15 protein-coding genes and 1 pseudogene are annotated in these 13,609 nt (G+C 32.7%); 9 read left to right on the forward strand and 7 right to left on the reverse strand.

Annotated elements, in window-relative coordinates:
- Window positions 1-164: 164 nt before the first annotated feature.
- Window positions 165-2,447 (reverse strand): beta-glucosidase BglX, encoded by a 2,283-nt coding sequence (gene bglX / locus QYS48_RS16645; RefSeq protein WP_308356918.1) that lies wholly within the window; start codon window positions 2,445-2,447, stop codon window positions 165-167.
- 210 nt (window positions 2,448-2,657) lie between these two features.
- The gene (locus QYS48_RS16650; RefSeq protein ID WP_308356919.1) at window positions 2,658-3,626 is read right to left on the reverse strand and encodes a family 16 glycosylhydrolase; all 969 of its coding nucleotides are present in this window, start codon (window positions 3,624-3,626) and stop codon (window positions 2,658-2,660) included.
- Window positions 3,627-4,348: 722 nt separating this feature from the next.
- Between QYS48_RS16650 and QYS48_RS17120 the strand changes: the two are divergent.
- From QYS48_RS17120 to QYS48_RS16685, 8 genes and pseudogenes are all read left to right on the forward strand, one after another.
- Window positions 4,349-4,444 (forward strand): annotated as a pseudogene (locus tag QYS48_RS17120) (hypothetical protein); the annotation flags it as partial.
- A gap of 3 nt (window positions 4,445-4,447) precedes the next feature.
- Window positions 4,448-4,654: a hypothetical protein gene (locus QYS48_RS16655; protein ID WP_308356920.1), complete on the forward strand. Its 207-nt coding sequence runs from the start codon at window positions 4,448-4,450 to the stop codon at window positions 4,652-4,654.
- Window positions 4,655-4,827: 173 nt separating this feature from the next.
- Window positions 4,828-5,238 carry a 6-carboxytetrahydropterin synthase gene (locus QYS48_RS16660; protein ID WP_302125853.1) on the forward strand — a complete coding sequence of 137 codons (411 nt, stop codon included), beginning with the start codon at window positions 4,828-4,830 and terminating at the stop codon, window positions 5,236-5,238.
- Window positions 5,216-5,902: a GTP cyclohydrolase I FolE gene (gene folE, locus QYS48_RS16665; protein ID WP_308356921.1), complete on the forward strand. Its 687-nt coding sequence runs from the start codon at window positions 5,216-5,218 to the stop codon at window positions 5,900-5,902. The genes QYS48_RS16660 and folE overlap by 23 nt, the downstream gene beginning before the upstream one ends.
- A 166-nt stretch (window positions 5,903-6,068) precedes the next feature.
- Window positions 6,069-6,779 (forward strand): SDR family oxidoreductase, encoded by a 711-nt coding sequence (locus QYS48_RS16670; RefSeq protein ID WP_308356922.1) that lies wholly within the window; start codon window positions 6,069-6,071, stop codon window positions 6,777-6,779.
- Window positions 6,780-6,848: 69 nt separating this feature from the next.
- Window positions 6,849-7,289, forward strand: a complete 441-nt coding sequence (locus QYS48_RS16675; protein WP_308356923.1) for a hypothetical protein — start codon at window positions 6,849-6,851, stop codon at window positions 7,287-7,289.
- Window positions 7,290-7,297: 8 nt separating this feature from the next.
- Window positions 7,298-7,546 (forward strand): hypothetical protein, encoded by a 249-nt coding sequence (locus tag QYS48_RS16680; RefSeq protein ID WP_302100281.1) that lies wholly within the window; start codon window positions 7,298-7,300, stop codon window positions 7,544-7,546.
- A gap of 64 nt (window positions 7,547-7,610) precedes the next feature.
- Window positions 7,611-7,847: a hypothetical protein gene (locus QYS48_RS16685; RefSeq protein WP_308356924.1), complete on the forward strand. Its 237-nt coding sequence runs from the start codon at window positions 7,611-7,613 to the stop codon at window positions 7,845-7,847.
- Window positions 7,848-7,956: 109 nt separating this feature from the next.
- Here QYS48_RS16685 and hflC read toward each other — a convergent pair whose 3' ends face one another.
- From hflC to QYS48_RS16700, 3 genes are read right to left on the reverse strand one after another with little or no spacing between them, the layout of a single operon-like run.
- Window positions 7,957-8,898 (reverse strand): protease modulator HflC, encoded by a 942-nt coding sequence (gene hflC, locus QYS48_RS16690; protein WP_308356925.1) that lies wholly within the window; start codon window positions 8,896-8,898, stop codon window positions 7,957-7,959.
- Window positions 8,899-8,925: 27 nt separating this feature from the next.
- Entirely contained in the window at window positions 8,926-9,915 is a 990-nt protein-coding gene (gene hflK / locus QYS48_RS16695) for an FtsH protease activity modulator HflK (protein ID WP_308356926.1), read from the reverse strand.
- Between the two features lie 34 nt (window positions 9,916-9,949).
- Entirely contained in the window at window positions 9,950-11,419 is a 1,470-nt protein-coding gene (locus tag QYS48_RS16700) for a M20/M25/M40 family metallo-hydrolase (protein WP_308356927.1), read from the reverse strand.
- 80 nt (window positions 11,420-11,499) lie between these two features.
- On the opposite strand from QYS48_RS16700, the gene QYS48_RS16705 reads away from it, so the two are divergent.
- Complete coding sequence (locus QYS48_RS16705) at window positions 11,500-11,922, forward strand: nucleoside deaminase (RefSeq protein WP_302100276.1); 423 nt, start codon at window positions 11,500-11,502, stop codon at window positions 11,920-11,922.
- Here the strand turns inward: QYS48_RS16705 and QYS48_RS16710 are convergent.
- Both QYS48_RS16710 and QYS48_RS16715 read right to left on the reverse strand, forming a co-directional pair.
- Window positions 11,915-12,553 carry a hypothetical protein gene (locus tag QYS48_RS16710; RefSeq protein WP_308356928.1) on the reverse strand — a complete coding sequence of 213 codons (639 nt, stop codon included), beginning with the start codon at window positions 12,551-12,553 and terminating at the stop codon, window positions 11,915-11,917. The genes QYS48_RS16705 and QYS48_RS16710 overlap by 8 nt on opposite strands.
- Entirely contained in the window at window positions 12,553-13,578 is a 1,026-nt protein-coding gene (locus tag QYS48_RS16715; RefSeq protein WP_308356929.1) for an alpha/beta fold hydrolase, read from the reverse strand. The genes QYS48_RS16710 and QYS48_RS16715 overlap by 1 nt, the downstream gene beginning before the upstream one ends.
- Window positions 13,579-13,609: the final 31 nt, after the last annotated feature.

Raw genomic sequence — 13,609 nt, forward strand, 5'->3', positions numbered from 1 at the left:
TCATTTTCATAAATAATCTAGCAAAGGACGAAGCCCCCACATCAGCAAAACAATTCTAATGCTATTATTCTTAACGTAAAGACTCCCCAAACTTTGAAGTGTTCAATTATGCCTATGCATCATGTATCAAATTGATCAAGTAATTGACTAATGCAATACTCTTACTACTTCAATTCAAATGCTGCACTTAGTCCTTTCACTGAACTTTCACCAATCATGATATTAAAAACACCAGGCTCAACAATAAATTGACCCTGATTATCATAAAAGCCTAAATCTTCCTCTGTAAGAGTAAATTCAACCGTTTTAGCTTCTCCTTTTTTCAAATCTACCAATTCAAATCTCTTTAATTCTTTTACAGGTCTCACTAAGCTAGCAACCTCATCATTTATATACAATTGAACTACTTCTTTCCCATCATAATTTCCTGTATTCTTCACCTCTACAGAAATAACTATTTCTTCAGCTCGATTATAGGTTTCTTTCTTCAGCTTTAAATTACTATAGGCAAAACTTGTGTAGCTTAAACCATAACCAAATGGATATAAAGGAATTTTTTCTGCATCGATATAATGAGACCAAAATACATTATTATCTTTATTTATAGGTCTTCCTGTACTATAATTATTGTAGTAGATTGGGCTTTGCCCGACATTTCTAGGAAAAGACATTGGTAACTTTCCACTTGGATTGTAATCACCATATAAAACTTGCGCAACAGCATTACCGGTCTGAGTTCCTAATTGCCATGCCTCCACAATAGCAGGAATATTTTCTGCTGCCCATGGAATAGCAAGCGGACGGCCATTATTTAAAACCAATACAATCTTGGAATTTACTTTGTATATTTCTTCTAATAGTTGTTGCTGATTTCCCGGTAATCCTAGTTCTGTCCTACTTCTACCCTCACCACTCTGGAAGCCATGCTCGCCTAATACAATGATCACGATATCTGCATTTTTTGCTAACTTCTTAGCTGCTTCGAATCCGGAGAAATCCGTGCTATTAATTTTAGTTTCGTAAACAAAAGCTGTTTCACCGATGGCTAGATCAGTTCCTTTTTCAAAAACAAGCTGATTCTCGGCATACTTTTCTAATCCTTCTAGAACAGAAACGGCTGTCCCATCATCTGAAGCTAATCTCCAGCTTCCCAGAGGACTATTTTTATCGTCTGCCAGGTCACCTATTAAAGCAATCTTTAAACCTGATTTCTTTAAGGGAAGCAATTCGTTTTCATTCTTTAGCAGAACGATTGACTTTTTAGCCATGTCCAACACAGCTTCATGATTTTCTTCGCTTCCAATTACAGAGTTTTCACGTTCTTCGCTACAATACTTATATGGATCATCAAATAGCCCTAATTCAAATTTCACTCTTAAAATCCGTCTGGTAGCATCATCTACCAAACCTTCCTTTATTTTTCCTTCTTTTACCAACTTTACTAATTCCGCAACATAAATATGCGATTCCATGTCCATATCTGATCCAGCTACAATTGCTTTTCTGGCAGCATCTGACTCATCTTCAGCATATCCGTGAGCAATCATTTCTCGGATAGAGGCCCAATCCGAGATTACAAATCCATTAAACTTCCAATCGCCTTTTAAAATATCTCTCTGTAAAAATACATTGCCAGTGGCAGGAACACCATTAAGCGTATTAAAAGAATTCATAACAGTACGCACACCTGCATCCACGGAAGCTTTAAATGTAGGCAGTACGGAATTGTATAGTTTTGAAATGCTCATATCGGCCATATTGTATTCTAATCCTGCTTCTGCGAAGCCATAGCCAGCAAAGTGCTTGGCACAAGCTGCAATGGTATTATTTGCAGCTAATGATTCCCCTTGAAATCCTTTAATTCTTGCTATTGCAATCTGACTACCTAAATAGGGATCTTCCCCTGCACCTTCCATCACTCTCCCCCATCTGGCATCATTTGAAACATCTACATTAGGCGCAAAAGTCCAGTTTAAACCAGAAGCGGCAGCCTCAGCACTGGCCACACTAGCAGACTTTTGTATTGCTTCTAAATCCCAACTAGCCGCTTCAGCCAAAGGAATAGGACTTAATGTTTTATGACCGTGAATAACATCATAGCCAAATATCAAAGGTATTCCTAATCTGGTCTCTTCAACAGCAATCTTCTGCACCGCCCTCACATTTTTTACTCCAGTCACATTTAGCATTGACCCAACTAAACCATCTTTTAAGTGCTGGAATTTTTCTTGTTCGGTCCCACCTTCCGGTCTTGGACCAGTAAAATCCCATGTCCCATTATATTGGTTCATTTGACCTATTTTCTCCTCAAGCGTCATTTCTTCCATTAATAGCGTAATCCGCTCCTCAATAGACAATGCGGTATTCAGGTGTGCTTCCGTTTGCGCATGTGCTAATGAGAGCAGACTTAACATTAGCGCGGTGAAAATTATCGTTTTATGATTCATCTCTTCTCTTTACGTTAAAATCTTTTTGGTTTTAAAATGCATGAAGGAAAACTAGTAAGCTTTAAAAATTGCATAGTAGATTCAAAAAATCATTGAATTTTAGTGCTATTATCCTTATCCATTTATGCTCATATAAATAAGACCAAAATGGAAAAAGGTGGAAAAAGAGTTCACATAATCTACTTGCTAGTGATCAATGATTAGAATTCATCATTGCGTTAGAATATTTCTTTTCGATACTTCTACCCAATCGATTAAATAGTAAGCTTTAGTAAATCCATCGATTAGATTATTATTAAATATTGCACCGTCATGACCTACATTTAGGTTGAAAATAATATTATGAGGAGTGAAATTTTGTAAATCAAGATTCGGATCAGTATCGCTATCATAAGTTGTTTCAAACTCACCGTCAACAAAAATGTTAATATATATTTCACCTCCATCATTCATCCAACGCATTTCCAAGGTATGCCAGCCTTCAGTTGTATTCTCCGCAAGAGGATATTCATGAACAGTATTATCATGAGACAAACTATTTACTCCTATATTTGGTCCATAAAATATATTACTTGCGTAGGTTTCACTGTCCCCATAAGAATAACCTTCCATAATATCAATTTCCCCTTTGGTAGGCCAACCGTCCTCATCAACAGTCCAAAAAGCCGGCCATAAACCGTAAGTCTCATCAAAATCAACATAACGTGGCGATCCATCAGGATTTTGACCATCTTCTGCAAATAATTTTAAGTTCGCCTTAAAACTTAATTCCTGATTCTCTTCCGGGCCAAATTGTGCAATGGACTTAATGTGACCTGCTTCAAATCTGCTTCCTCTTCTCACAGCTGAAAGTGTAATTACTTCTCGATTATCCCATTCAAGGTAATCCACTTGACTAGATCTATAATCAGTGGTTTGAGTAGAATTATAATCTGCGCGATTATTTTCAAAAATCCAATTTATACTAGAACTAATGCTATCAGTAAAATCGTCTTTAAATACTTCCGTCCATGAGCTAAAATCTTTACCGTCAGTGATTCTGTCATACTCTGTGACATTATTAATCGTATTTTCATTTTCTTCTGAGGGCTGTGGTTCATCATTGCTTGTACAATTAAAAAAAACTATCGTTGTCAAAAAGACTATAGCTACTGAACCTATAAGTTTTTTTCTCTTCATTATTTCGAAATTTGATTATAAAATAAAAGCAATATCATATCAAAACCATTTAACCTAACAATAGCATTTAACTAGCAATGAAAATTCTAATTATTCTACCTGCTAAGCAATTGATGTCTTTTCTAAATACTGCATACCTCACAAAAATCAGGTTTATTTCTTTAATCAAATGTAATTAATGAAGCATTTTATAATACATATGTTGCGTTAGTAATAGTTGAAATACTCATAACTGAAGATTAGAATTGATGGCATCAAATTGTATCTAGAAATTTCCTTTGTATCCAAATGCTAATAGAAAATAACCGGAAGTACCAACTAAATAAAAAACAATTTCAAGTATAAACAAAAAGGCGGAGTCGAGGTCTAACATCTTCTGGAATACTATCATGCGTATTAAACCGAGGGTTACGAGAAGCTAAGTTTCCCCCAGACAGTAAAAACACATAATTATTGAAAATGATTATGCTTAAATCTCCATATTTATTAGGAAACCTAAAAGTCACCATATTTCCCTCTATTGTTGTATTAAAAATATCACTTTTATATAAAATGATTATATACAATACGAAAAACTGATTTGCTTTAATCTTTCACTCTTACAGCAGAAATGTGTTAAGAACTCTATATCCATTTCTATTGATAATACCGATCTACACTGCCGTTATCTTTTTTCATATTGAAGATTATTTCTAGTTAGATTTTCATAGCACCACGGTAAAATATTCTCCAATACGAATAGTCTAGGTCTATTTTTAGTATTCAGAGTACCTTTTGCTTCAAACAGATGGTATAAAGGTAGAAAACTATTGAGTCTACTATTGAATTACTACGGAAATCTAGCCTTAAAGCTGAATGCCATACTTGCGACTGAAAAAGAAGAAGATTTACCTTGGTATTCATTTAAGAATTTCAATAATTGCTTTTGTATTGTTTTTTCTTTATGCTGTTATGTAAAAGAAATTGAAGACCCATATAGAACGGAAGCCAATGATTTACTATCCATTGAACTCTCAATCAAATTCTAAATAATGTTAAAGAGCTAATCGATTATAATACCTGATAAAAGTTATCAAAGATAATTGTACTAAGCTAGAATAATAAAACGCACAAAACGTTTAACTTTTCAATTAATTTATTAAACACTTATAACTCTTTTGTAGTTATTGCCGTATATTTGACCTTCAATAAATATATTTAAATGAAAGTAACAGTTTTCAGAAAAGAGCATTTTAACGCTGCACACAGATTGAATAATCCTAATTGGTCAGAGGAGAAAAATCAAAAAATATTCGGTAAGTGTAACAATCCTAATTTTCATGGTCATAACTATGAATTAATCGTTAGAGTAACTGGTGAGGTTGATCCAGAAACTGGATACGTAATGGATATGAAAGTGCTAAGTGACTTAATAAAGGAAACAATTTTGGATAGGTTTGACCACAAAAATCTAAATTTAGATACCACAGAATTCCAAAATTTAAATCCTACGGCTGAAAACATTGCTGTTGTAATTTTTAATTTATTGAGGGAAAAAATAGACCCTAACAAAGAATTAAAAGTTAAACTATACGAAACTGAAAGAAATTATGTTGAATACCCCGCAGAATAAAAAAGATTTGGAAAATATTGATGAATTTGGAGATGATCATGTAGCATCAAATTTTGAAACTCCCTTACGCGCTGATGCATTTGAAATGGATGATGAGCTTAAAATGGAGATGATTGCTAAACATTTTAAAGAGATCATGCATATTCTTGGAATGGATTTGAGTGATGATAGTTTGAAGGGAACTCCACAGCGTGTAGCTAAAATGTATGTAAAGGAAGTTTTTAGTGGTTTAAATCCACTTAATAAGCCAAAGCCAAAGCTTTTTGATAACAAGTATAAATACAGCCAAATGTTAGTAGAGAAGGATATAACTTTCTACTCTCATTGCGAGCATCATTTTGTTCCAATTTACGGAAAAGCTCATGTGGCTTATATTTCCAGTGGAAAAGTAATTGGTCTTTCTAAAATCAATAGAATTGTTCAGTATTTCTCAAAAAGACCTCAGGTACAAGAAAGACTAACAGTACAAATCGCTGAAGAATTAAAAGAAGTTCTAGAAACAGAAAACGTAGCAGTTGTTATGGATGCTAATCATATGTGTGTTTCTTCACGTGGTGTTGGTGATACTAATAGTAGAACAGGTACTTCATATTTTGGAGGTAAATTTAATGACGAAGCAACAAGAAGAGAATTTTTGGATTACATAAATTCTCCTAATCACTAATATATTTATATAAACATTTCAATATTAAGCCAGCTATAATATAGTTGGCTTTTTTATTTCCATTGAATAATTTATAATAGTTATAGTTTCATTTAATAAATCAATCAAATCTTCCTAAACATTCACAAGTGTTTAATGTTTATAAACAAACATTAAACACTAAAATATGTCATTTGAAGATAAAAATATATTAATAGTTGGGGCTAGTTCGGGTATAGGTCTGAGTTTAGCTAAAAAACTTCAAGATAAGGGCGCAAATCTTACATTAGCTTCTAGAACTAAACCAGATTTATCTGGTGATTTTCAATTTATTGAGCTTGATGTATTAGACATAAAGGATGAACTCAATGAGCTTCCTGATACTTTACATGGTTTAGCTTATTGTCCAGGAAGTATTAACTTAAAACCATTTCAAAGCATTAAAGAAAACGATTATCTAAATGATTTCAGATTAAATACAGTGGGAGCTGCCTTAGTCATTCAGAAATCTCTTAAATCTTTAAAAAATGCAAAAGGATCAAGCATTGTGCTATTTAGTACAGTAGCTGCTAATACGGGATTATCATTTCATGCTTCCATTGCTGCAGCTAAAGGGGCTTTACAAGGATTCGGATTAAGTTTGGCAGCTGAACTAGCTAGCAAAAAAATACGAGTGAATTTGGTGGCTCCAAGCTTAACAGATACTCCATTGGCTAAAAATCTATTATCTACTGACGAAAAGAAAGAAGCCTCCGACAAAAGACACCCAATTGGAAGATACGGTAAAGCTGAAGACATCAGCAATGCAGCTGAATTCTTACTTGATAGTGAAAATAGCTGGATTACAGGTCAAATAATTGGAGTTGATGGAGGGATGGAAAGAATTAGAAATATCTAACTTTCTTAAACCTTTAACATAGTTTATTGTTAGTATTTTAATTTTTAGAAAAAAACAATTTTTAACATTATGAGCAACGAAGTAGAAGCTATGAACGACAATTTAGTAACACATCATGAAGGTGAACATGCTAAAATTTCTTTTGTAGAAGGTAAAGCAATAGCTGTTGTAGAAGCAAAAAGTACTTACATACCTATAGAAGAATTTAAAAATATTTTTAATGAAATAGGCAACTTAGTAGAATCTAAAAATATCAAGAAATTAATATTTGATAAGAGAAAGTTAACCGTATTTCATCAACCTTCTATGGAATGGTATTTTACTGAGTGGAAAGAGGATATGTGGCACAAAGGCTTAAAAATACATAGAAAAATATTACCTGATAATAAAGTATTTCAGCAAAGTGTTAAGATAGGTAGAGAAAAAATAAAAGAAGAAAATCCTAATCTTAAATTTAATGAGATGGATATTCAATATAAGAAGGATATTCAAGATGCAATAGATAATTAAAATTAATAATGGCAGATAATACAATGATTCAGCTTAAAGCAGAATTAGAAAATGCAAAAGCCGAAATCAAGCTATTAAAAAATAATTATGAAAGTCAAGTAGGTGGTCTTAAGAAAGAAGTTGCTTATTTGAAAGAACAATTAATGGCTCAACAAGATATGCTTAAAAATGCAGTTGAATACGCAGATAAATTAAGTAAAGAGGTAAAGAACTTAAGAAAAAGGATTGATAAAGGAGATTTTCAAAGCATACATTAATTAACTGATTGAATAAATTATTCAATTTTTAAAACATTTTTGATAAACGGTTAATTACTTATGTATGAGTAGAGTTCCAGAATCATTTTATTTTTACAAAGCACAACTTCAAAGAGCAAAAGAAGAGAAAGAAAGATTAAAAAAAGATTATGAAGCAAAAATAGATAATCTTAATAATGAAATATCTTTCTTGAAAGAACAAATACAAGCTCAACACACTATGATAGAACAATCTGTTGATTATGTCATGAAATTAGAGCAACAAATAAATAGTTTTAATTTCGAGCTTTCGAACGAATGATTAAGTAAAACTTATTATAAATGATTTAACAAATGTTAAATGATATTTACACAAAAAAAAAGCAGCTTAGAAAGCTGCTTTTTTTGTTTAATTTGATTGCATTATTTTCTTACTGCATAGATTTTAAATACTTATACAAATCACTATCAGTTGATAATATCACAGTTGTTTCATCATTAAAAGTTTTTCTGAAAGTCTCCATTGATTTCATAAAAGAATATAGTTCCCTTGAAGATCCATTCTTATTATATGCATTGGAATAAATAGCAGCAGCCTCGGCATCTGCCTTACCTTTAATTTCTTCAGCCACTCTAAATGCTTCAGATTGGATACTCTTCAACTCTCTTTCTTTTTCACCATTAATTCTTGAAGCTTCCCCCTGTCCTTCTGATCTGAATTTATCAGCAATCCTAAATCGCTCACTTTTCATTCTTTCATAAACTTGGGTTCTTACTTCTTCCACATAGTTTATTCTTTTAAAACGGAAGTCTAAAATCTCAATCCCTAAATCTTTGGTTTGGAGATTTGCAGATTTTTGAATGTATTCTTGTATACTATCACGACCAACATTTATTTGAACTAAGCTATCTTCAACAATTTCACTAATCGCCCCACTTGAAATAGGGGTTCTATTACTGGTTCTCACCGCTTCTTCTAAATAATTATTTGCGATAAAATCTCTAGTTTCACCATCCAAAATATCATCTAACCTTGATTGAGCACCTCTTTCGTTGGTTAAACGCTTATAGAATTGTAATGGATCTGTAATTTGCCATCTGGCATAAGTATCTACAAAAATAAACTTCTTATCTTTTGTAGGAACTTGATTAGGATCACCATCCCATTCTAAATAACGCTTTTCAAAAAAGTTCGCAGTTTGGATAAAAGGAATTTTAAAATGAATACCTGCATCTTTTACTGCATCCCCAACGGGCTTGCCAAACTGAGTAATAATTACTTGCTCAGATTCTCTAACTATATATGATCCTTGAGCGATTACGATTAAAGCAACCACTACAATTACTAATATGCTTACTAATGACTTTTTCATAATAATTCTATTAATATTTTATAATGATTACTGATTTACCTTTTTACTTGATTGAGTTGCCATATTTAATAATGGTAACACATTACTGCCCTCTTCATCAGTAATAATTTTATCGCCTAATTTAGGAACCACTTCCTGCATAGTTTCTAAATAAATACGAGTTTTAGTAACTCCAGGAGCTTTTACATACTCTTTGTACAGCTCATTAAATCTAGCTACTTCCCCTTTAGAATTATTCACCCTTTCGGTAGCATAACCTTCTGCCTTTTGAATGGTTTCTTCAGCTTGACCTCTAGCCTTCGGAATTACTTTATTGTATTCAGATTTTGCTTGGTTAATAAGAGTCTCTTTTTCTTGCTGTGCTTCGTTTACAGCATTAAAGGCTGCTCGAACTGGTTCCGGTGGAGTAACGTCTTGCAATACTACTTGCTCAATTCTAACCCCTAATTCATATTCATTTGATAGTTCCTGAATGAGAACCTTCAATTTACCAGCAATCTCGGCCCTACCTACTGTAAGTACTTCATTCACCGTTCTATCTCCTACAATTTGCCTCATTCCTGATTCAGAAATATCTCTCAACGTATTTTCTGGGTCTCTTACTTTAAAAAGATAATTGTAAGGATTGTCAATTCTGTATTGTACTACCCACTCTACGTCTGCTAAATTTAAATCTCCTGTTAACATTAGAGATTCACCTTCAGCTCCTCTTTTCGTAAAGGTAGATTGAATTCCTGCACTAGTAGTTCTGAAACCAAATTCTTGTTTTTGTTGACGCTCAACTGGAACCTTTGTAACTGATTCCACAAAGGGAATTTTAAAATTTAAACCAGGTTCAAGTGTTCTATTATATGCACCTAATCTGGTTACAACTCCTACTTCTTCAGCACCTACCTGAAAAAACGTACTAAATATTGCTACTACTACTACAAGTGCTACAATTATCAGTCGTATATTTTTGATTATTTTTTGAAAGGACTCTTTTGCTTTGTCCCCGTCAAATTCAAATTCTGCCATAATTTTATATATTGGTTAATTGTTTATTAATTTATTATTCTCCCCACTTCCATTCATTACCTAATTCTAACTCTTCTTTTAAACCTTGATCGATTAAGAATTGCTTCGTTTGCTCAAAGTTTAATTTCTTAGCTGGGATTTCATCTAAATTTGCTAATTCCCATAAGAACATAGCTGAGAAACGTACGGTGTTCTCAAGATGTTCCTTATTTACCAATGAAAAGTCATCTCCATTAGAATGATAATAGCTGTATACTTTTCTTTCTAGATTGCCTACTAAACCAACAACTGGAACACCTTCCATCATAAATGACTGATGATCAGAATGAAGCCCAGCTTTGCTTGTATTTTCATTTTCATAGGTTGAATCAACTGCTTTAATATCCTTTCCTATTTTATCATAAATAGACAACATCTGATCTCTACCAGATGCATTATAACCTTTAGGATTTCCACTCATATCAATGTTCATCATGTATGCTACATTCTCTAAACCATCGTTTTCATTTAGCATTTTAACCATTTGTTTTGAACCTAATAGCCCTTGCTCTTCCCCCATGAACATTACGAATTTTATATTTCTTTTCGGCTCAAGGTTTAAAGCTTTGTAGGTACGCGCTATATCTAAAATTGCAGCAATACCAATTCCGTTGTCAATTGCTCCCGTTGATAAATCCCAACTGTCTAAATGACCCCCAATTATAATATCTTCATCTGATTTTTCTTTCGCAGGTAAAGTAGCAATTACATTTCTAGATTTAATTACCTCACTTTTATTGCTCATTTGAATATGAGCAACCAACTCTTCACCTTCTGCAAGTTGTTTTTTCAACTCCATCCCCTTTTCATAACTAATACAAACAGCAGGAATATCAATTAAACTTCCTGTAACAGACGCTGTCCCTGTTAATAAAACACCACCAGGAACTTGATTTATAATAATAATTCCTTCTGCTCCATATTCAATAGCTAAAGCTGTTTTTTCTGATCTATGAATATTTTTCAATCCTTCAGGGCTTCCATCTAAAATTCCAATGTACACTAAAGCAATTTTGCCTTTCACTTCATCCTTCAAACTGTCAAAATCAGCTCTTAAACCATTATTTACATCAATCAATTCAAATTCTGAATCAGCTGAAACCGGTGAATGACCTAATGATACCACCTCTTCAATTTCCTCATCATTTATTTCAAGATGAACAGTATCTCTGGCCCAAGCTTCCACTTCAAATTCATGGAATTCAACTTGATCATATCCATATGATTTCAATAGATCATAGGTATATTGCTCTGCTTCTTTACCATTTTCTGAACCCGTCAATCTATGACCAATTTCAGAAGTTATAGTCTGAAGATTAGAATATGCTTTACTATTTTGCTTAACTTCATTGTTAATAGTAGCCAAAACATTTTCCTCCTCTTTTTGATTCTTCTGGCAGGATGTAAATGCAATAAGCACTAAGTTAATAAGTAAAAGATTTGCTGTTATTTTTAGGTTTTTCATATGTTAATATTTTGAAAATTGAATTTAAGCAAAACTTATTAGAATACTGTAATTAAAGTCATACAACAGAAACAAATACTATGGATATTGAATTTTGGATGAAAATGGCAATTGATCTCGCTAAAGAAAGTAAAACTCCATATGGAGCTATTATAGTTGATCCTGAAGGACAGCACGTAAGTGCTTATAATACTACTATTCACGATGGGGCAGTTGCGCATGCAGAAATCAATGCTATTCAAAAAATGAAACAATTAGATTATGACAGAGCAGAAGAATTAACCTTAATTACTACTGTGGAGCCTTGCCCTATGTGTATGTCAGCGATAATTTGGGCTGGAATTGGTGAAGTGATTTACGGATGTGATATTCCAACTGCTGCGAATTATGGAAAGCAAATTAATATACGATCTAAAGCGGTTGCTGCTGAAGCTTGGTATGCCCCTATTATTTCAGGAGGAGTTCTTGAAGAAGAATGTCAAAAATTATTTGATTCTAATTAATGTCCTCTGAAATGGAATTATAATTATTGTCGATATAGTTCTTAAAACTTAAAAATTCTTCCAATTGATGATCAGGCAATCTTCTTGATTGCATATTTTCATAGTATTCATAAAAATCAGAATCGCAGAGTTTTTCCTTTAGCATCAATCTCAACAAATAGCTTCTTTGGCAAATTTTAAGAAAGTTAATAGGCTTTTGTATACTTCTAAAAATAATATCTTTTAAATAATTTGATATTTGATTGAGATTAGAATAGTTATCAAGCCATGAAAATCCACTTTTAATTAAAGCATTTTCTAGCTCATGCAGCACTTTATCTAACTCTACGAAATTTTGTATAAAGTGCCTTTTTGTACCTAATTCACCGACATTATAAAGACTTTCCCAATAAGTTAAAGTTAGCTTCTCAGATGATTGATTATTAAAAGATAAAATATACTGCTCTATCTGTTTAATAATAATACCCAATTGTAGTTCCAACATAAAACCATCGTTATAAGGAGTGCAGTTTACAATAACACACTTTTTAATACCTTTTGATTCTTGTTGAAATAAATCAAATCCGTTCAGTTTTTCATAATGAAAATCATTTAAAAAATTCTCTAATCTTTGAAAAACTAGTTCATTCATTAGCTTACCTTATTATTGAAAAATTCAAATGCTCGTTCTTCTGCATAAGTATATGGCGATTTCTTCTGTAGAAAACCAACATGACCACCATATTTTGTCAACTCCAGAGAAATATTTTGATTTTGTTCTGCTATATTTTTAGGATAGCAATCTCCTGTTAGCATAGGATCATTTAGTGCATTTAAGATTAAAGTTGGAATATTAATATCCTTTAAATATGGATAGCATTGAACGTTATCATAAAAATCTTGGGCATCCTTAAAGCCGAATATTTTTGCACTATAATGTGTATCAAATTCATGAAAGCTATTAAAATCTTTCCAGGGTTTAATTTCTAAAAGGCCTGGAAACTGTTCATTCTTAGCTCTCAGTTTCAAATCTAGTTTTCGCATGAAGCGGTTTTGATAGAACTTATTCTTTTTCAGAGCAAGCATTTTTGAGCTGCTCGACAAATTGCATGGAACACTCACCGCCATCGCAGCCTTTATCTCTGGATAAAGATTATTAGAATTTTCACCTACATATTTTAAGGTCAGACTTCCTCCCATACTAAAGCCAATCAAAACAATTTCTTTATAATTATGAAATCTGGCCTTTTGAACCACTTCTTCTACATCTTGCGTAAAGCCATGATGATAAAGAAATTCCTTTTTATTCATTTCTCCGCTACAGCTTCTACAATTCCAGGCTAACACATCCCAATTATTTTGACTAAATAGTTTAGCAATTCCTAAAATATAAGGCCTATCAGAACTCCCTTCCAGCCCATGTGAGGCTATTATTAATCTGGAATTGTCGTTTTGAATCCAGTCAATATCCAAAAAGTCATCATCACGGGTTTCAATTCGTTCCCGCCTATAATTTACTCCTTTAACTTTTCGTAAAGCACTGGGAACAATAGTTTCTACATGCTGATTGAACAGGTAAAATGGGGGCCTATATTTATTATTTTGGATTATGGGCATTCTTATATCATTATCAAAACATGAAGATAATAAACTGTTTTCTCTGATATTACTAAACATAAAAAAACCTGATTGTTTTCAATCAGGTTAT

The organism is Marivirga arenosa, assembly GCF_030503895.2.
Classification (GTDB): domain Bacteria; phylum Bacteroidota; class Bacteroidia; order Cytophagales; family Cyclobacteriaceae; genus Marivirga; species Marivirga arenosa.